The 18,674-nt window shown below is 70.6% G+C and carries 19 protein-coding genes; 11 read left to right on the top strand and 8 right to left on the bottom strand.

Annotated elements, in window-relative coordinates; genetic code table 11:
* The first annotated feature begins 338 nt into the window (after window positions 1-338).
* Genes F4554_RS30000 through F4554_RS29990 form a run of 3 tightly spaced genes read left to right on the top strand, consistent with a single transcriptional unit; the run spans window position 339 to window position 3,075 of the window.
* Window positions 339-1,397 carry an ABC transporter ATP-binding protein gene (locus F4554_RS30000; protein ID WP_337796256.1) on the top strand — a complete coding sequence of 353 codons (1,059 nt, stop codon included), beginning with the start codon at window positions 339-341 and terminating at the stop codon, window positions 1,395-1,397.
* The gene (locus tag F4554_RS29995) at window positions 1,394-2,206 is read left to right on the top strand and encodes an ABC transporter permease (RefSeq protein WP_179790956.1); all 813 of its coding nucleotides are present in this window, start codon (window positions 1,394-1,396) and stop codon (window positions 2,204-2,206) included. Before F4554_RS30000 ends, F4554_RS29995 begins: the two co-directional genes overlap by 4 nt.
* A complete protein-coding gene (locus tag F4554_RS29990; RefSeq protein WP_179790955.1) occupies window positions 2,203-3,075 on the top strand; it encodes an ABC transporter permease in 873 nt (290 codons plus the stop codon). The genes F4554_RS29995 and F4554_RS29990 overlap by 4 nt, the downstream gene beginning before the upstream one ends.
* Here the strand turns inward: F4554_RS29990 and F4554_RS29985 are convergent.
* Window positions 3,072-3,563: a MarR family winged helix-turn-helix transcriptional regulator gene (locus F4554_RS29985; protein WP_337796255.1), complete on the bottom strand. Its 492-nt coding sequence runs from the start codon at window positions 3,561-3,563 to the stop codon at window positions 3,072-3,074. The genes F4554_RS29990 and F4554_RS29985 overlap by 4 nt on opposite strands.
* A gap of 52 nt (window positions 3,564-3,615) precedes the next feature.
* On the opposite strand from F4554_RS29985, the gene F4554_RS29980 reads away from it, so the two are divergent.
* Window positions 3,616-4,269 (top strand): TIGR03086 family metal-binding protein, encoded by a 654-nt coding sequence (locus F4554_RS29980; protein ID WP_179790954.1) that lies wholly within the window; start codon window positions 3,616-3,618, stop codon window positions 4,267-4,269.
* A gap of 9 nt (window positions 4,270-4,278) precedes the next feature.
* Here the strand turns inward: F4554_RS29980 and F4554_RS29975 are convergent, their stop codons facing one another.
* The gene (locus F4554_RS29975) at window positions 4,279-5,103 is read right to left on the bottom strand and encodes an exodeoxyribonuclease III (RefSeq protein ID WP_179790953.1); all 825 of its coding nucleotides are present in this window, start codon (window positions 5,101-5,103) and stop codon (window positions 4,279-4,281) included.
* 147 nt (window positions 5,104-5,250) lie between these two features.
* On the opposite strand from F4554_RS29975, the gene F4554_RS29970 reads away from it, so the two are divergent.
* Together F4554_RS29970 and F4554_RS29965 are read left to right on the top strand one after the other, a co-directional pair.
* Window positions 5,251-6,816: an FAD-dependent oxidoreductase gene (locus tag F4554_RS29970; RefSeq protein ID WP_179790952.1), complete on the top strand. Its 1,566-nt coding sequence runs from the start codon at window positions 5,251-5,253 to the stop codon at window positions 6,814-6,816.
* The gene (locus F4554_RS29965) at window positions 6,813-7,481 is read left to right on the top strand and encodes an acyl-CoA-like ligand-binding transcription factor (RefSeq protein ID WP_179790951.1); all 669 of its coding nucleotides are present in this window, start codon (window positions 6,813-6,815) and stop codon (window positions 7,479-7,481) included. Before F4554_RS29970 ends, F4554_RS29965 begins: the two co-directional genes overlap by 4 nt.
* Here F4554_RS29965 and F4554_RS29960 read toward each other — a convergent pair.
* The 4 genes from F4554_RS29960 to F4554_RS29945 form a co-directional block, all read right to left on the bottom strand.
* On the bottom strand, window positions 7,450-8,232 hold the full coding sequence (locus F4554_RS29960) for a sulfite exporter TauE/SafE family protein (RefSeq protein ID WP_179790950.1): 783 nt from the start codon (window positions 8,230-8,232) through the stop codon (window positions 7,450-7,452). The genes F4554_RS29965 and F4554_RS29960 overlap by 32 nt on opposite strands.
* A 34-nt stretch (window positions 8,233-8,266) precedes the next feature.
* Window positions 8,267-8,872, bottom strand: a complete 606-nt coding sequence (locus F4554_RS29955; protein WP_179790949.1) for a rhodanese-like domain-containing protein — start codon at window positions 8,870-8,872, stop codon at window positions 8,267-8,269.
* Between the two features lie 8 nt (window positions 8,873-8,880).
* A complete protein-coding gene (locus F4554_RS29950; RefSeq protein WP_179790948.1) occupies window positions 8,881-10,239 on the bottom strand; it encodes an MBL fold metallo-hydrolase in 1,359 nt (452 codons plus the stop codon).
* A gap of 79 nt (window positions 10,240-10,318) precedes the next feature.
* Entirely contained in the window at window positions 10,319-10,582 is a 264-nt protein-coding gene (locus tag F4554_RS29945) for a metal-sensitive transcriptional regulator (protein WP_179790947.1), read from the bottom strand.
* A 256-nt stretch (window positions 10,583-10,838) separates the two neighbouring features.
* Between F4554_RS29945 and F4554_RS29940 the strand changes: the two genes are divergently transcribed.
* Genes F4554_RS29940 through F4554_RS29930 form a run of 3 tightly spaced genes read left to right on the top strand, consistent with a single transcriptional unit; the run spans window position 10,839 to window position 13,615 of the window.
* Entirely contained in the window at window positions 10,839-12,278 is a 1,440-nt protein-coding gene (locus F4554_RS29940; protein ID WP_179790946.1) for an MFS transporter, read from the top strand.
* A 14-nt stretch (window positions 12,279-12,292) separates the two neighbouring features.
* The gene (locus F4554_RS29935; protein WP_179790945.1) at window positions 12,293-12,775 is read left to right on the top strand and encodes a MarR family winged helix-turn-helix transcriptional regulator; all 483 of its coding nucleotides are present in this window, start codon (window positions 12,293-12,295) and stop codon (window positions 12,773-12,775) included.
* A gap of 42 nt (window positions 12,776-12,817) precedes the next feature.
* A complete protein-coding gene (locus tag F4554_RS29930; protein ID WP_179790944.1) occupies window positions 12,818-13,615 on the top strand; it encodes an SDR family oxidoreductase in 798 nt (265 codons plus the stop codon).
* A 34-nt stretch (window positions 13,616-13,649) separates the two neighbouring features.
* Here the strand turns inward: F4554_RS29930 and F4554_RS29925 are convergent, their stop codons facing one another.
* Entirely contained in the window at window positions 13,650-14,186 is a 537-nt protein-coding gene (locus tag F4554_RS29925) for an NUDIX hydrolase (RefSeq protein ID WP_179790943.1), read from the bottom strand.
* Window positions 14,187-14,305: 119 nt separating this feature from the next.
* On the opposite strand from F4554_RS29925, the gene F4554_RS29920 reads away from it, so the two are divergent.
* Window positions 14,306-15,130: a nucleotidyltransferase domain-containing protein gene (locus F4554_RS29920; protein WP_179790942.1), complete on the top strand. Its 825-nt coding sequence runs from the start codon at window positions 14,306-14,308 to the stop codon at window positions 15,128-15,130.
* Window positions 15,131-15,320: 190 nt separating this feature from the next.
* Complete coding sequence (locus tag F4554_RS29915; RefSeq protein ID WP_179790941.1) at window positions 15,321-16,715, top strand: integrin alpha; 1,395 nt, start codon at window positions 15,321-15,323, stop codon at window positions 16,713-16,715.
* Window positions 16,716-16,772: 57 nt separating this feature from the next.
* Here the strand turns inward: F4554_RS29915 and F4554_RS29910 are convergent, their stop codons facing one another.
* Window positions 16,773-18,656 (bottom strand): chloride channel protein, encoded by a 1,884-nt coding sequence (locus tag F4554_RS29910; RefSeq protein ID WP_202889523.1) that lies wholly within the window; start codon window positions 18,654-18,656, stop codon window positions 16,773-16,775.
* Window positions 18,657-18,674: the final 18 nt, after the last annotated feature.

The raw sequence follows: 18,674 nt of genomic DNA, 5'->3' as shown, positions 1-18,674 counted from the left end.
GGCGCGGGCCCCCGCTCCAGGGCCGCCTTCGATGTGGCGGCGCAACCGGCTCGGTTCGGTCCCTGCTCTCCGGCACTACTGTCCGTACGACAAGCCATCGCACGTTACCAGCGTGCTCCGTGGAGCGGAAGCCGTTTTCCCGCCGCCGCCCGACCCGCTGGGATTCCGGGTTGACCGGCTCGCCGATGCGCCCTAATCTGCCCAGTGGCAGCCCGGCACCCGCAAAGGTGCCCCAGGGTATGACCCCGCCCGGCGAGATTTGGTGGGCCAGCTCTGCGCCTCGCGCATTGACGCTGCCCGGTCCGAACCATCAGCGAATCTCGAAAGCGGTGCCACCCGTGACATCCGTTCACGCCCACCCCGACCAACCCGCGGTCATCTCCGCGGCGGGGCTCACCAAGACCTACACGTTCCACGACCAGGGCGCCGGACTGGCCGGCGCGGTCCGGAGCCTGGTCCGCCGCAGGTACCAAACCCGCCTCGCGGTCGACAGCATCGGCTTCACGATCGGCCGCGGCGAGGTCGTCGGCCTGCTCGGCCCGAACGGCGCCGGCAAGACCACGACGCTGAAGATGCTGTCCGGTCTGCTCTACCCCACCTCCGGTCAGCTGGAGGTGCTCGGCCACTCACCGTCTCGGCGCCGGCCGGACTACCTCCGCCGCATCGCGTTGGTCATGGGCCAGAAGACGATGCTCTGGTGGGACGTTCCGGCGATGGAGAGCCTGCTGCTGCACAAGGAGATGTACGACCTGTCGACCGCTGAGTTCGAGCGCAACGTCGACGAGCTCGCCGAGTTGCTGGAGGTACGCGACCTGCTGAACGTCCAGGTGCGCAAGGTCTCCCTCGGCGAGCGGATGAAGCTCGAGCTCATGGCCGCGCTCGTACACGGCCCGGAGATCCTCTTCCTGGACGAGCCGACGATCGGCCTGGACGTGGTGGCCAAGGCCCGCGTGCGCGCGTTCCTCGCCGAGGTGACCCGGCGCCACGGCACCACGATCCTCGTTACCAGCCACGACATGGACGACATCGAGGCGCTCTGCTCGCGGGTGATGGTCATCGACCACGGGCGGCTGCAGTACGACGGAAGCCTGAGCGGGCTCGTCCACGCCGCGCGGCCGCGCAAGCTCGTCCGGGCGACGTATGCGCGGGCCGTCGACGCGAGCCCGCTGGCCGACCTCGACGGAGTCGCCGTCGGTGGCGGCGGCTCGGACCAGACCGTCTCACTGGAGGTCGAGCGAGAACGCACCGGCGACGTCCTCGAGCAGCTGACCAGGCTCGGCCCGCTGGTGGACCTCGACGTCGCCGACGCCGACGTCGAGGAGATCATGCGTGACCTGTTCCTTCGGCGCGGCACGGTCGGCGTGGCCGGCTCCGCCGAGACGGAGGAGGTGCGATGAGCTCCGTACCGCGCAACCTGCGAATCCTCCGTCGGATGACCGCTGCCCACGTCGCCATGTCGCTGACCTACCGCGGCGAGTGGGCGGTCTTCATGGCGGCCAACATCAGTGTGCCGATCATCTCGTTGCTCATCTGGCGTACGGCGCTCGCGAACGGCGCGCAACTGCCGGTTGACGAGCGGTACCTCACCACCTACTTCGTGTTGCTGAGCATGGTCACGATGGCCACCTCGTCGTGGATGACCATCTTCCTGTCCCGCGACATCAGGCTCGGCAGGCTGTCCAGCTGGATGGTGCGGCCGGCGTCGTTGCTGCTGGACTTCGTGGCCAACAACCTGTCCGAGAAGATCCTCAAGACCTTCGCCCTGGTGCCGATGGTCGGTGTGCTGTGGTGGATCTTCCGCGACTCGATGCGGGTGCCGTCCGGGCCGGGTCACCTCGCGGTGTTCGCGGTCAGTGTCGTGCTCGCCGCCGTCCTGGTGTTCTCGATCGACATCCTGGTCGCCGCGCTGACGTTCTGGATGGACGACGTGACGGCGCTGCACCAGGCACGGATGATCATCGCGAACGTGCTGTCCGGCGCGATCGTTCCGCTGGCGTTGATGCCGGACTGGTCGCGCGGCTTCATCGACCTGCAGCCCTTCCGCTACACCGTCTCCTTCCCGGTCGAGGTCGTCGCCGGTCACCTGTCGAACGCGGAGATCCTCACCGGTATGGGGATTCAGCTCGGCTACGTCGTCGGGTTCGGCATCCTCGCCCGGCTGGTCTGGGCGGCCGGCATCCGTGGCTACTCGGCGGTGGGCGCATGACGACGCCAACACCAACCTCGGCGCCGACTCGTACGTACGCCGACCCGAGGGAGCCGATCGACCGGACCTGGCTGCGGCGGCAGGCGCGGCACCTGCGCCTGTGGCGACGGTTCCTGTCGCAGGCGATCGTGCGCGAGACCCACTACCGCGCGCACTTCGTGACGACTCTGGGTGTCGGGGTGGTGCAACTCGGGCTTGCGCTCGTTCCGATTCTCCTGCTGTACGGCTACACCGACGACATGCGCGGCTGGTCACAGGCGCAGGTGCTCACCCTCGTCGGTGTCTACCAGGTGGTGACGGGGGTGCTCGCGGCGTTCGTGGCGCCCAACCTGAACCGGATGACGACCTACATCACCGAGGGCGAGCTCGACGTGGTGCTCATACGACCGGTGTCCAGCCAGTTCTACCTGACGCTGCGGTGGATCAACGTCGCCGAACTCGGCAACGTGGCCAGTGGCGTGGCGCTGCTGGTGTTCGGCCTGGTCCGCTCGGGTGCGACCCCGAACCCGCTGGAGATCGTGCAGGCGCTGGTGCTCGCGGCCTGCGGCACGGTGCTGCTCGCCAGTGTGTGGTGTGCGATGTCGTTCACCGCGTTCTGGATCCAGTCGGTGAACCCGATCGGCATGCTCTACACCAGCCTGGCCGAGTCGGGCCGCTATCCGCTGGTGTTCTTCCCGTTCGCCGTGCGTACGTTCCTCACGTTCGTGTTTCCGGTCGCGTTCGCGTCGACGTTGCCGGCACAGGCACTGCACGGCGGCGTCGGCTGGCTGCCGGTGGCGGGAGGCGTCGTGCTCACCGCGGTCGTGGTGGCGCTCGTGCGGGCGCAGTGGCGGCGCGGCCTGCGTTCCTACGCCAGCGCCAGCAGCTAGGGCAGACCCTGGGCGTCGGGGAGGTCGTCCGGTGACAGTGCGGACAGCTTCTCCAGCGCGCGCACGAAGGTGGTGCGTTCGGCCGGGGTGAGCCGGGCGAGCAGGTGTTTCTCCTTCGCCCGGATGTCCGAGCGCACCGCCCGGCGAACCCGGCGGCCCTCGTCCGTGATCGACAGCAGCCGGGCCCGGCGGTCGTTCGGGTCGGGCGTACGCGAGATCAGGCCGGCGTCCTGGAGTTCGTCGAGCGTGCCGATGATCCTTGTCTTGTCCGCCCCGATCGCCTCCGCCAACGTGGCCTGGGTGCGTACGGGTCCCTCGTCCAGGGCCGTGAGCACGCTGTAGCCCCACATCGAGACGTCGTGCGCGGCGAGTACCGGCAACTCGGCGGCGACGAGCAACCGCAGCACGGGATGCACCATCGCGGCGAGGTCGCGGCGGTCGTCATCGCGCCTCTCGCTGTCGCGGCGTCTGCCGGTCCGGTCGGTCACGTGCCCGAAGATAACAGTGGCGCGACGATGTGCTTGAGCATACGATATGCGCATGCCTACCAATGATCAGAGCTCGATCACGCAGCTACCCGACGACCGGCCGGCCGCCGGTTCCGTCGGTTCCGTCGATCTCGTCGCGCTCGACGCGCACGCGGTCCGCGCCAGCGTCGACCTCCTCGCGCGGGCCACGCGGGCAGACCTGACCAGGCCGACGCCGTGCGCGGAATGGACGCTGGAAGATCTACTGGCCCACATGGCCGCGCAGCACAACGGCTTCGCCGCCGCGGCGAGGGGCGAGGAGAACCCGAAGGTGTGGGAGGAGCGTTCCCTCGGCGACGATCCGTTCGGCGCCTACCGGGACTCCGCCGAACGCGTGCTGGACGCGTTCGCCGCGGACGGCGTACTGGAGCGGATGTTCCTCATCCCGGACTTCGGCGACCAGCCGCTGCCGGGGTGGCAGGCGATCAGCGCCCACCTCGTCGACTACGCCGTGCACTCCTGGGACGTCGCGAAGGCGCTGGGCGTGCCGGCAGAGCTGGAGCCGGCGGCCGTGGGGATGGCGTACGAGATCGCGCAAATCGTGCCGACCGGCGAGGCGCGGCTGGTGTCCGGCGCCCCGTTCGGCCCGGAGGTCGCCTTCACCGGTGGATCGCGCCTGGACCGGTTGGTCGCCCACCTCGGCCGCTCACCGAACTGGCCGGCCTGACGCTCCCGCTCACAGGTCGAGATCGACGACCACCGGGGCGTGGTCGGAAGGGCCCTTTCCCTTGCGGGCCTCGCGGTCGACGTACGCGTCGGTGACCCGCGAGGCCGCCGGCCGGCTCGCGTACACCAGGTCGATCCGCATGCCCTGGTTCTTGTGGAACATCCCGGCACGGTAGTCCCAGTAGGTGTACGGCGTGCCGTGTTTGAGAGCCCGCGCCCGCACGTCCTCCAGCCCGAGCGCCCGAAGCTCGGCAAGCTCCTGGCGTTCGGCGTCGGTGACGTGGGTCGAGCCGACGAACGCCGACGGGTCCCAGACATCCTCGTCGGCGGGCGCGACGTTGAAGTCCCCGGCGATGACGAACGGAGTGTCGGACCGCACTTCGGACTCGACGGCGCCGCGCAGTGCTGCCAGCCAGCGCAGCTTGTACGGGAACTGCGGGCTGTCGAGCGACCGCCCGTTCGGGGCGTAGACGGACCACACCCGCAGCGGCCCGCAGGTCGCGCCGACAGCGCGTGCCTCGGGCACCGACCGGCCCGGAACCTCGACGAGTGTGGGATCGCCGTCGGCCGCGGCGGGCGCGAGCGGCTCCCCGGGGAAGCCGCGGGAGACCTGCTCCAGCCCCACGCGGGACAGGATCGCGACGCCGTTCCAGCGGCCCTCGCCGTGCGCCGCCACCTGGTAACCACGCTCGATCGCGCCCTGGCTCGGGAACGCGCCCCCGGCGCACTTGGTCTCCTGCAGGCACAACACGTCGGGCTCGGCGAGATCGAGCCACTGCTCGAGCCGTGGCAGCCGCGCACCGACCGAGTTGACGTTCCAGGTAGCGAATCTCATAGGTACGCGTTATACCCCTTCCGGGGAACTGATCCGTATTCGTGTGCGGACCTGCCGGACGGGCGCCTTGGCCCGCGGCGCCCCATCCGGGATGCGATCACCGAAGTGATATTGACTAACGAATGTTAATCGATAACACTTGATCGCGTGACCTCTGATGTGGACGTCGTGATCGTCGGCGCGGGCCCGACCGGGCTGGCCGTCGCCTGCGGCTTGCTCGCCGGTGGAGTTTCCGTCCGCGTACTGGACAAGACGCAGGGCCCGGCCACCACCTCCCGCGCGGTCGGGCTGCAACCACGCGGCACGGAGGTGCTCGATCACCTCGGCGCCCTCGGCGACCTAGCGGACCGCTCGGTGCGGATCGGCCGGATCGCGATCCACGTGGGCGGCTCCCGGGCGGGGACTCTGGAGGTCGGGCGGCAGACGCCGCTGGTGACCAGGCCGGGACTCCTCGTCTCCCAGGCAGAGGTGGAAGCCGCGTTGCGTACGCGCCTCGGTGACCTCGGTGGCTCGGTGGAGTGGGGCCAGGAGCTGGCCGACGTGACCCAGGATCCCGAGGGGGTCATCGTCACGACAGGCGGGCGAAGCGACGCGAGCGCACCCCAGGAGAAGGTTCGGACGTCCTGGGTGGTCGGCTGCGACGGCGCGCACAGTCAGGTCCGCAAGCTGGCGGGTGTCGGCTTCCCGGGGGTCGCGCTGATCGAGCGGTTCCTGCTGGCAGACGTCCACGCCGACCTCCCGATCCCTCGTGACGAGGTGGCCGTGTGGTTACGCGCCGACCAGATGCTGGGCGCGTTTCCGCTGCCGGGCAACGACCTGTGGCGGCTGATGGCGCCGGCTGAACCATTCCCCACTGTCGCGACGGGGGACGAGGTGGTGTCCGCCTTGCTCGCCTCGTGGTGTGAGCACACCGGACTCGACGCCCCCACTGTGCGGGACGTGGCGTGGACCTCGACGTTCCGCGTTCATCGCCGACTCGCGGACCGCTACCGGCAGCGGCGGATCCTGCTCGCCGGGGACGCCGCACACATCCACAGCCCACTCGGTGGGCAGGGGATGAACACCGGACTGGGTGACGCGGAGAACCTCGCGTGGAAGCTCGCGCTCGTTGCGCGTGGACGTGCGGACGCCACGCTGCTGGACACCTACGAGGAGGAGCGTCGGCCGATCGCTTCGGAAGTGCTCGGCTCAACCAGCGCGATGACGAGAGTCGTACTCGGGGACAGCGCGCCTGCACGCCTGATCCGGGACGGAGTGTTCGTGCCCCTGCTTCGACGCCCCTCCGTTCAGCGGCTGATCTGGGAGCAGGCATCACAGCTGAAGGTCGGTTACCGGCGGGGTGTTCTGGGGCGCGGCGCGGGCCGTCTTGGGTTCGCGGCCGCTCGCCGACGCCCGCGGGCCGGTGACCGGGTGCGGGACCTGCCCTGCCGGCACGCCGACGGGACCCTCACCCGGCTCCACGCCGAGCTCGGCGGACGATGGGTTCTGCTGGGATCTCGTACGATCGTCGCATCGGCTGCAGCCGCCGCCTCGGCCCAACTCGGCGCAGACCTGGTGACCGTGCTGGAACCCCTCGACTCGTCGGCCGGTGACATCTTTCTCGTCCGTCCTGACGGGCACCTGGCCTGCCGCGTGGATGGAGCCGAGATGACCGACGCGGTAGAGAGGCTGAGCGCGTGGATCAGCCACGCACTGGGGGGAGGTCGAGGGTGAGCACGCCGGGTGGACGGCGTTCCGGGAAAGAGAGTGCGGGGGACGCTGACAGCGGTCGGCGACCGGGACTCCGTGAACAACGCAAGGCGCGGACCCGCCGCGCGATCCAGGAACAGGCACTACGACTCTTTGTCGCCCAGGGCTACGAAGCGACGACCGTCGCCGAGATCGCCGCCGCCGCGGGTGTTTCCCACATGACGTTCTTCCGGTACTTCCCCAGCAAGGAGGCAGTGGTCGAGAACGACGAGTACGACCCGATCCTGGTCGACCTCATCGAGCGGCGGCCCGCCGGCGAGGGGCCGCTCACCGCGCTGCGTGAGGCGGTCCGGGAGGGGCTGGGACCCGTCTACGCCACCGACCGGGAGGGATTGCTCGTGCGCTGCCGGCTGGTGCTGCGAACCCCCGCCCTGCGGGCGAGGTTGGCCGGCAACCTGGGCGCCACGGAGGAGATGCTCGCTCGCGCGCTGGCCGCTCGTGCACGCGCAGGCAGCGTCACCCTGGAGGCCAGGGTCGTCGCCGCAGCAGCGCTGGGCGCCCTCACGACAGCGATCGCCGCCTGGGTGGAAGAAGAAGGTGCCGAGGAACTACCGGATCTCATCGACCGGGCCTTCGACGCGCTCCTGCAGGCGGACGTCAGTGCGCGATCGCGGCCGGGTCGACGATGAGGAGTACGACGACGAGGACCGCCACGGCGAGGACGAGGTAGGCGAACCAGCGGCGCAGCCGACCGGCGTCGAGCCGGGTGGCGGCGCGCCCCGCGACGAGGGAGCCGACAACCGCACTTCCGGCGAACGCCGCGGTGAGGGCATAGTCGAGGGTGACGTGGCCGGCGTAGGCGACGAATCCGGCCGCGGCGTTCACGGCGACGATGACGAGCGAGGTCCCGACCGCGGCCGTCATCGGCAGGCCGAGCAGAAGCACGAGCGCGGGGACGATGAGGAAGCCGCCGCCGACACCGAACAGCCCGGTAAGGAAGCCGACGACGGCTCCGGTGGCGACGGCCTTGGGCAGGCAAGTCCGCCAGTGGACACCGCCACCCGGCAGTGCGCAGGCGCCTCCTGCGTCGGAGGGTTCGCGCAGCATGCGCAGGCCGGCACCGACCATCAGGACGGCGAAACCCGCCAGCACGACCCACGGTGGCAACAGCCGGTTGACAGCGGCACCGCCGAAGGCGGCCGCCGCGCCGGACAGGCCGAACACCGCGGCGACCCGCCACCGGATCTGCCCGGTCCGCAGGCGTGGGACGAGGCCGGTCAGTGCCGAGATGCCCACGACGGCCAGGGATGTGGGGATCGCGGTACGCAGTGGCATGCCCACGCCGTAGACCAGGGCCGGGACGGCGAGGATGGAACCGCCCCCGCCCAGGAGGCCCAGCAGGACACCGATCAGCAGGCCCAGCAGGAGAGCCGCGGTCATCGCGGCGGCGCCTGCAGGGAGTACGAGCCGACCGTCATGCGGCCCGGTTGGAGGGGAGCCGGTCCAGAACCTTCTCGGCGCTGGGCTCGTCGCCCCGGTTGTACGGCAGGCGGGCCAGCAGGCGGCCCATCATGCAGTTGTCGGTGAGCCCCGCGAACGTCAGGCCGGCGCCGACGAACACGGCGAGGGCGAGCATCCACGGCACCACCAGGCTGGTCAGCGTGCCGAGCAGGACGAGCAGGCCCGCGACCAGGCGTACCTGCCGCTCGATCGACCACCGTTGGCGCCCGTACACGACGTCTCCACCGGCAGCGGCGTACGCGGGTACGCCGCCGTCCAGGACGTGCAGCCCGTCCATGCCGACTGCCGTGAGGCGCTTCCTGGCCTCGTCGGCCCGGACGCCGGACTGGCACACGAGGACGACCCGGTGGCCGAGACGGTCACGCAACTGGCCGGCGTGCTCACCGAGCAGTCGCAACGGCACGTTGTAGGAGCCCCGGATGTGGGCGGACTCGAACTCCGCGGGCGTACGGACGTCGACGACGGTCACCGCGTCGCCGCGGTCGGTGTCGCAACGGTCATCGGCGGCGAGCCAGCCGGCCACGGTCGGCGCGTCGACCTGATGGTTTGCCTGGGTCATCAGGCTCCTCACGGGTTCTCGGTGTCAAGCCCGGCTTTGCGGGCCGAATCGTAACTGTCGTTGACGAGCACGACCTGCCGGCCCGGCCGGTCGAGGACCGAGGCCGCGATGGACGCGCGGTAACCCGAACCGCAGTACACCCAGACCTCACCGTCGGGCACCTCGTCCAGGCGGTCGCCCAGTTCGTGCAGCGGAATGTGCTGCGAACCGGCCACACCGCCGGCTCGGCGCTCGTCGTTGCGGCGGGCGTCCAGCACGTGGACGCCGCGTTCGGCGCGTTCGCTGGCAAGTCCGGCGAAGTCGCTGACGGGATACGAGCGAAGTTCCTGGCCGTCGGCGAGGACCGCGATGTCGCCGACCGCCATGCCGGCCAGCGCGTCGACACCGATGCGGACGAGTTCGCGGCGGGCGTCGGTGATCTGCTCCTCGGACTCCCCGACCAGCGTCAGCGGCGTGCCCCAGTGGTAGAGCCAGCCGAGGTAGGTGACGAAGTTCCTGGACAACTCGAACCCGAGCGAGCCGGCCAGGTGTCCCGCGGCGAAGGCCCTGCGGTCGCGCAGGTCCACGACCCACTCGCCCGACTCGATCCGGCGGCGAAGCTCCGTTCCGTCGACGCGTTCGGGAAGCGAGAGATCGACCGGCGCCGGTCCCTGGCGGTTGATCGGCGCCATCCGGGCGTAGTACGTCGGAAAGGCGTCCAGGCCCGCGATCAGGTCGTCGACGAACTCCTGTTCGGCCAACGTCAAGGCGGGGTTGACGGTCCTCTCGTGCTCGATGGTCGACTCCTCGGCCTGGGACTGCGAGGCCGAGCAGAAGCTGCCGAACCCGTGGGTGGGAAAGACCTTCGTCCGCGGTGGCAGCAGCTCGGCCAGCCGCCGGGCGGAGGCGTACTGCGCGTGGGTGAGTTCCTTGGTGAACTCCGGGCCCACCAGGTCCGTGCGCCCGGTCGTGCCGTACAGCAGAGAACCTCCGGTGAACACCGCCTCCGGTCGGCCGTCCGCGTCCTCGAGCACGTAGCTCAGGTGGTGGTGGGTGTGGCCGGGGGTGTGCAGCACCCGAACCCGCAGCCCGCCGGTGGTGAGTACGTCACCGTCGCCGACCGGCTGCCGCTCGTAGGCGACGTTGTCGTCGGCGGACAGCACGTAGGTGGCGCCGAGCCGGCGAGCAAGCTCCAGCCCGCCGGTCACGTAGTCGTTGTGGACGTGGGTCTCCAGGACGTGGGTGACGCGGACGCCATGCCGCTCGACGAGGTCGAGAACCCGGTCGATGTCGCGCTGCGGGTCGACCACCACCGCCACCTCGCCGTCGGTGGCCAGATAGCTGCGGTCGCCCAGGCTGGATGTCTCGATCGTCTCGATCTGGGTCATGAGTATCACCTCCCGGTGGATCGGCCGTGTCGGTCGGTCGGTCGTGTCGGTCTGCTGCGTGGGTGAGCGGAAGTCGGGATCAGGCGAGGGAGAGGAACAGCCGCTCCAACTGGGCCTCGTCGAGCTTCCGCTCGCCCTCCTCCTCGACCATGCACTGCCGCAGGCCGGTGGCGATGATCTTGAAGCCGGCACGGTCGAGCGCCCGGGCCGCGGCCGCGAGCTGGGTCACCACGTCGGCGCAGTCGCGCCCTTCCTCAATCATCCGGATGACGCCGCCCAGCTGGCCCTGCACCCGCTTCAGGCGGTTCACGACGTCCTTGAGCTGGTTCGCCTCGATCTCCATGCCCGCTCCTTCGTCTGGATACCCCGGGGGGTACAACCGCGACGGTAGCAGGTGCATTCCCCGGGGGTATCGGCGGACAGCCGGAACCGGAGCCGGCAGGCCAGGTTCCGGGGTCGGACGCCATCGGCGGAGGTGGCAGGCACAGTCGATTCGGTTGCCGAATATTTCGGTGTCAGTAGTATCCTGATCGGAGTGGTCGTCGGCGGTTCTGCCGTACGGCCGGACGATCACCTCCCGAAATGAGCTGACGATCCGCATGCCCGTTGCCCTGCGACCGAACTCGCTGGCCGCCGTACTCGCCCACGAGCGTCCGCGGCCGGAGCGCGTACGCAACCACGCGCGTGCCTGGTGGCTGGCCGTGGCGACCGTGTGCGGTGGCGCGTTCATGGGCCAACTCGACGCCAGCATCGTCACGTTGACCTACGGCGCACTCCGGCGGGAGTTCACCGCTTCGCTGGCCGCGGTGGAGTGGGTGTCCGTGGCGTACCTGCTCACGCTGGTGGCGTTGCTCGTTCCCGTCGGCAGGCTCGCGGACGCGTACGGCAGAAAACTCTTCTACCTCTACGGGTTCATCGTCTTCACGGTCGCGTCGGCCGCGTGCGGGCTGGCGCCGACGCTCATCGCCCTGATCGGTTTCCGCGTGCTGCAGGCCGTCGGCGCGGCCATGCTGCAGGCCAACAGCGTGGCGCTGATCGTCACCAGCGCTCCACGGCAACGGATGCGCACCGCGCTGGGTGTGCAGGCCGCGGGACAGGCGCTGGGGCTGGCTCTGGGACCGACCGTGGGTGGAGTGCTGGTGACCACCCTCGGCTGGCGGTGGGTGTTCGGGGTCAATGTCCCGGTGGGCGTTCTGGCGCTGGTCGCCGGGCACTACCTGTTGCCGCGTACCCGCGTACGCCACCACACGTCCAGGCGGTTCGACTGGCGGGGCTTCGTCCTGCTGGGCGTGGCGACCACCGCGGCGCTGCTCGGCGTGTCGGCGGCGTCCGGGTTCGACCTCCCTCTCGCCGCCGTCGTGGGGCTGTTCGCGGTGGCGGTGCTGGCAGGAGTGGCGTTCGGCCGCCGGCAACTCCGGGCCGCCGAGCCGTTGGTGAACGTGACGCTGCTGCGCAACCGCGCAGTGTCGTGGGGGCTGCTCGGTGCGATGTGTGGCTACCTCGTGCTGTTCGGTCCGCTGGTGATGGTGCCGGTCGCACTGACCGCCCACGGCGTGTCCGAACTCACCGCCGGGCTCGTTCTCACCGCCCTCCCGGCGGGGTTCGCGCTCGCCGCCGCCGGCGCCGACCGCGTGCTCCCGCCGGGCCTCGGTGGTCGCGGACGCGCGACCCTCGGCCTCGTGACCTGTGGCCTCGCCCTGGCGGCCCTGCTCGTCGTACCGTTCACGCCCGGCCGGCTGGCGCCGGTGCTGGCACTGGTCGGGCTGGGGCTCGGGATCTTCACACCGGCCAACAACGCGACGATCATGCGCGCCGTACCGACGCGTTCGTCCGGGACCGGCGGTGGGCTGGTCAACATGGCCCGCGGCTTGGGCACCGCGCTGGGGGTGGCGCTGGTGACCCTGGCGTTCCACCTCGCCGGACCGGTCGCGGGTGGTGCGGGGGAGCGCGGTGCCGTGGTGGTGCTGGTCCTCGCCACCGCCGTCGCGGTGGTGACCGCCTGGCTCGCCCGCGAGGACCCGCCGGGGACGAAGGAGTAGCTAGGGTTTGGGACATGCCATCGCAGCCGTCCCAGGAGCATCCCCAGCCGACCGTCACGTCCGACGCCCGGCAGCTCACCGAGGCCGTCACCCGACTGCGGCGGGCGTTGCGCTCCTCGATTCGTACCGAATATCCGTGGGAAGCGCTGCCGATGGCCCAGGTCGAGCTGCTGCAGGTTCTCGCCGAGCACTCGCCGGCCCGCACCGGCGACCTCGCGGCCCGTCAGCGACTGGCACCGAGCACCGTCAGCACGCTCGTCGGACAGCTGATGGCGGGTGGGCTGATCACCCGGGAGGTCGACCCCAACGACCGTCGCGCCTCGGTCGTCAGCCTCACCGACGCCGGCAGGGCGGAACTCGCCTCCTGGACCCAGGCGCACGAACGCCGGCTGGACGCCGCTCTCGGTGCGCTGTCGGAGAAGGATCGGACGAAGGTACGTGCGGCACTACCGGCGTTGTTCCGGCTGGTGGAGCATCTGGACGAGACCGCCGAGTAGGAGGATTCGCGTCCACTCGTCAGGCGGCGGAAGGAGACGACCATGCCCCGACAGATCCTGGTCACGGGTGGCACCGGCCTGCTCGGCCGCCTCGTGGTCCGGCGCCTGCTCGACGCGGGCACGGAAGTGCGAGTGACGAGCCGCCGCGCTCGGCCCGCCGACGACCGCTCGCCGTACGCGTGGGCGACCGCGGACCTGCGATCAGGTACCGGCGTGGCGGAGGCCGTCGCCGGGGTGGACGCGATCGTGCACTGTGCGACCGCGTTCGGCCGGCAGCAGGAGGTCCAGTTGGTACGTACGCTGGTCGAAGCGGCCGGCCGTGGCGGATCACCGCACCTGCTGTACACCTCCATCGTCGGTGTCGATCGTGTTCCGCTGCCTTACTACAAGGGAAAACTGGCGGCCGAGCAGATGGTCCAGGCCTCGGGTCTGCCGCACACCGTCCTGCGGGCCACGCAGTTCCACGACCTGCTGCGCGCGGTGTTCGCCTCGGCGGCGAGGGTGCCGGTGATGCCGGTTCCCGACTTCCGATTCCAGCCCGTCGACGCCGGTGAGGTCGCCGACCGGCTCGCCACGCTCGCGATCGGCGAACCCGTTGGCCGTGCGCCCGACGTCGCCGGTCCGGAGGTACGCCACGCGAGTGAGTTCGCCGGTGCGTACCTGCGGGCGAGCGGCCGGCGGCGGCGTATCCTTCCGATGCGCCTTCCGGGGAAGACCTTCGGTGCCTACCGGGCCGGCGCGCATCTGGCTCCGGACCACGCGGTCGGGAAGGTGACCTTCGAGGACTACCTCGCCGGATACTCCGACCTTCGGGGTCGCTCGTACCGAGCCCCGAGGTGACGGCGGCCCAGAGCTGACGGCGGCCCCGGGGCGGCTATCCGTCGACGGTGATCGGCCGGCTCGGCGGGCCGTCGACCAGAAGCGTTCGCAGCAACTCCGCCAGCCCGGCCGGCCGCAGCAGGTCCGTGGTCGCCGCCAGCTCCGCGAGAGTCCACCAGCGGTGGCCGGTGATCGCCGAAAGCTCCAGGGCCTCGAAGCCCGAGGTGTCGATCGTGAACGCCGGAACCCGAGCCACGAAATAGCGTTGGTGAACCTCGTACGTCACGCCGTCCCGGACCGTGTTCCACGGCCGTCCCCGCCAGAGCTCCGGGCCGAGGATGACGTCGGTCAGCCCGGTCTCCTCCCGTAGCTCTCGTACGGCTGCCTTCCGGTGAGTCTCTCCGGGCTCGACGCCACCGCCGGGGGTGAACCAGCGCGTCGAGCCGTCCGTCTCGTCGCGAAGAGAGAACAAGAGCAGGCGATCCGCGTCGTCCAGCAACACCACGCGTACTCGATCGCTTCGGCGCGGCGCGTCGACGTTCTCTGCGGCGTGAGTCTCGTTGCGTGCCCCGTTCGCGTCCTCGCCGATCATCGACACAAGGTAGTGCTGTCCTTGGTGGCTCGCGACCACCACCGGGAAGGGGGCGTCCCGATTGCGAGGACAGCCAACGGTGGTAGTAGTTTCCCGACGGGGCGAGGGGAGGAGCAGGCATGGCGGCGGACCCGGCGGAGGGACTCGACGCGGACGGGTTCATCACCACAGGCGCGCGCATCGCCAACGTTCGCGCACCTTACGACGCCGTGCTGGCCGACGTTCGGACGACGATCCGCGCCGCCCTGGGCACAGAACTGCATGGGCTCTACCTCTATGGGAGCGTTGCCACCGGGCAGGCCGTTCCGCCCGCCTCGGACCTGGATCTGGCGGCGGTCGTCATCGGTCCGGACGCCCTGGAGACGTGTCGCCTGCTCGGTGAGGAGCTGTCGGCCCGGCATCGATCCGTCGTGCGGGAGGTGGGCGTTTCGCCCGTACAGCTTGAGAAACTCCTCGCCGAGGACGACGCCGGCAGGGCGGAACGCTGCTTCCTGAAGCACTACTGCGTCGGCGTCGCCGGCATCGACCTGCGGCCGGACCTCCCGCGATGCCGGCCGGACAGGGCGATCGCCCGCGAGTTCGTGGGGGAGTTGGCTCCGAAGCTCAGGCACTTCACCGAACGCCTGGAGGCCGCGGCCACCCCGGCCGAGGTGGAGGCGGTCGCGGTGCTGGTTGCCCGTCGCCTGCTGATGGCGGCCGCCGTGGTGTACTCCATCCCCGACCGCACCTGGACCACGGCGCGTACGGACGGGGCCGAGATGCTCGGCCGGCACCATCCCGCACTCGCGGGCCACGCCGCCCGTGCGCTTGCCTGGATCGGCCCGCACAACGACGAGGGTCCCGGGCACGTCACGCCGACTCGTGAGGAGGTCGGGGTCGTGCTCGGCGAACTGGGTGCGCTGCTCACCCGTGACGTCCAGCGCTACCTCGGGCCGGAAGGGTGAGCCGAGCGCTCCGGCCGAGACTTCGTCACGGGATTGCGCTGCTCGTTCGGATACAGAATGATCAACAGTCGGTTCCCGGCAACCTTTCGTTGACTCCGTGAGTCGTTCAGGTCCTCGGCATCGCAGAAGCCATCGCCTCGCGGCCTGCGCCGGTTTGGTGAGGACGGACGACAACCCAAGGAGTTCATGTATGCGTATGCGAGCGATCCCTGTCGTCGCTGTCGCCGCGGCCCTCTCCGTCGTCGCGCCCGCCGCGCCGGCGCTCGCCCTGACACCACCGACGATCGCCGCGATCGGCATCCCTGGTGAGGATCTGGGCACGCAGCCGGATGCTGGTGCGGTCGAGGTGCGGTACGCGGACGGTCGCCACCAGATCCTCTACCCCTCCGGCTACCACGCCGGCGACCGTTTCGGTACGGCCGTCGCGGTGCTGGACGTGGACGGGGACTCGGTCTCCGACCTCGTGGTGGGTGCACCCGGTCGCGACGTCGGCACCGCCGCGGACGCTGGGGCCGTCTACCTCTACCGAGGGTCGTCCACCGGCCTGCACCTGTGGAAGGTCCTGACGCAGGGCAGCGGTGGGGTGCCCGGTCCGGCCCAGGCGGGTGCGGCGTACGGCTCCACGCTGTTCGCGTACCCCGGGTCGAGCTCCACCCCGGCCAGCCTGACCGTCGGCGCGCCCCGGTGGGACGTCGGCGGCGCGGTGGACGCGGGAGCCGTCACGGTCCTCTCCCTCCCCCGGTCCGGCGACCCGACCGTCTCGGGCACGATCCTCACCGAGAATTCGCCCGAACTCGGCAGCTCAGCGCAGGCAGGTGACCGGCTCGGCGCCGCGGTCCAGGGCTCCTGGGCGCTCGGCGCGCCCGGTAGGACCGTGAACGGCGCGAAGGGCGCCGGAGCCGTCTACGTGCGCATCGACCCCAAGGTCGCCGCGTACACAATGGTCAGCCAGGACACCCCCGGCATGCCTGGAACGGCCGAGCCGGGCGACGGCTTCGGCAGTGCGCTCGACAACGCGGCACCCAGCGGCCTGTGGATCGGCGTACCCGGTGAGGACGTCGGCAGTCTGGCCGACGCCGGGATGGTCAACACGTTCGGCGACACCAACGAGGACGGCATCCCCGCCGAACCGGGACCGGCCTACACGCAGAACTCCACCGGCCCCGGCGGACCGGTCGCGGGCTCGGCCGAGGCGGGCGACCGGTTCGGCGCGGCCCTCGCGTCCTACCCGCCGAGCGAGGACTCCGACACCGACGTGGTGCTCATCGGGGCGCCGGGGGAGGACCTCGGCTCGATCCGCGACGCCGGAATGGTGGACGAGATCTGGGGCGGTGGCGCTTCGCTGACCGAGGCGAGTACGGCGGGGATCGAGGAGACCGGTGACCGGTTCGGTTCCAGCCTGGTCGCGGGCAACGGGTTCGACGTGACCTGGAATCCGCGCATCATGGTCGGAGCGCCGGGCGAGGACGGTGGCGCCGGTGCCGTGGTAGTCGTCAGCCACGGTGCGACGATCTGGAAGCAGGTGACCGGAGCTCCGGAGTCCGGCGACAGGTACGGCACCGCGCTGGACTCTCGCCTGGGTTGAGCGATCCGGCTCCTGCGGGGTCCCCGGATCCGCGGGGCCCGCAGGAGCCGGTCGCACTCACGGACGTGCGGCTGCGCGTCCGGCTGCGCGTCCGGCTGCGCGTCCGGCCGGCGTACGGCCGATGAGCCGGACCTGCAGGACACGTTCGCGTTCCCGGGCTTCCTGCTGGTCGCGCGCCCGCCCGCCGAGCAACTGCGGCAGCGTCACGATGCCGGTGATCGCGTCGGTGCCCGTGTCGGTGGCCGTGCCGGTGACCTCGCCGGCATCCCTGGTCTCCCGCACGGGTAGAGTCGTGACGTTGTGCGCCGCCATCAGCTCGGCCGCGTGTCGGAGGGTCTGGTCGGCGCCGGTGGTGACCGGCGAGCGGACGACCAGTGATCCCACCGGTGCCGACGGAGAGGTGCTGTGGGCGTGGTAGAGCGCGCCGCGGGTGACCACGCCCACCGTCTCGCCGGGCCCGACCACCGGATAGAGCTGCTGCCGCCAGGCGGCGTAGTCGTCGCCGGGGTTGGTCAGCGCCTGGTACGCCGTGGCGGCGTCGAGATCGTGGTCGAACTCCACGAGCCGGGTGGTCATGACCTCGCTGACGAACATGATCTCGAGCGGGTCGACGTCGTACTCGCGGCTGAGGTGGTAACCGCGGCGGGCGATCTTCTCGGTGAGCACCGAGCGCTTCAGCAGCAGCACCGAGACGGCGTACGCGGAGGTGGCGGCCACGACGAGGGGGAGGAGCGCGTCGAACCGGTGGGTGAGCTCGAGGGCGAACACGACACCGGTCAGCGGCGAGCGCATGACGCCACCGAGTACTCCGGCGAGGGCGATGAGCGCCCAGAACCCGAGGCCCACGCTGGGGAACACGTGGGCTTCCAGGGCGCCGAGCGCGCCTCCGATCATGAACATGGGCGCCAGTACGCCGCCGGAGGTGCCCGAGCCGAGGGACAGCGACCAGATCAGGGTCTTGACGACGAGGATCCCGACGACCGCGCCGAGGGCGATCCGGCCGGTGAGCTCGGCGTCGATGACGTCGTACCCCACACCGAGAGCTCGGGGCTGGATCAGTCCGCCGATGCCGACCACCAGTCCGCCGATGGCGGGCCACCACATCCAGTGGATCGGCAGCCGGCGGAACGCGTCCTCCGATGCGTACACGAGGAGAGTCGCGGCCACGGCGAGCAGTGCGGACACGACCCCGGAGACCACGCAGAGCGGGTACGTGGACCAGACCAGGTGCAGCGGTGCGGTGTTGAGGAAGATCGCGCCGTGCCCGAGCAGAGCTCCCCGGGCCACCGTCGCCACGGCGACCGAGGCGGTGACGGGTACGAGGCTGCGTGGACGGAACTCGAAGAGCAGGAGTTCGGCGGCGAGCAGGATGGAGGCGAGTGGCGCGTTGAACGTCGCCGCCATGCCACCGGCCGCACCGGCGACCAGCAGCGTCTTCCGCTCGTCCGCGGTCAGGTGGAGGAACTGCGCGACGATCGACCCGGCCGCCCCACCGGTCATGATGATCGGCCCCTCGGCACCGAACGGCCCGCCGGTACCGATCGCCACCGCGGCGGAGACCGGTTTGAGCACCGCGACCCGCGGTTGGACCTTGCTCCCGCCCATCAGGATCGCCTCGATGGCCTCGGGCATGCCGTGACCGCGGATCTTCTCCGAGCCGTACCGCGCCATCAGCCCGATCACGAGACCGCCGGCCACCGGGGCGAGCAGCAGGAGCCAGGCGGGGTGTGATCCGCTGCCGGGCGCGACCAGCGACGTCGCCAGGCGCTGGTAGAAGACGGCGTTGGTGATCAGTCCGATCAGCCGGAGCAGTGCCCAGGCCAGGCCGGCCGACAGGAGCCCAACGGGCAAAGCGATTCCGGTGATGGTCAGCATCCGCGCCGTGGCGGTGAAGTCGCCCAGGTGGCGGACGTCGCGGACCGGAGATGACGAGGTGCTCACGGACTCAAGATATATCGT

Origin of the sequence: Actinopolymorpha rutila, from assembly GCF_013407855.1 — a bacterium.
Classification (GTDB): Bacteria; Actinomycetota; Actinomycetes; order Propionibacteriales; family Actinopolymorphaceae; genus Actinopolymorpha; species Actinopolymorpha rutila.
The sequence above is the reverse complement of the archived record's forward strand: the minus strand, read 5'-3'. Positions and strand labels throughout refer to the sequence as shown.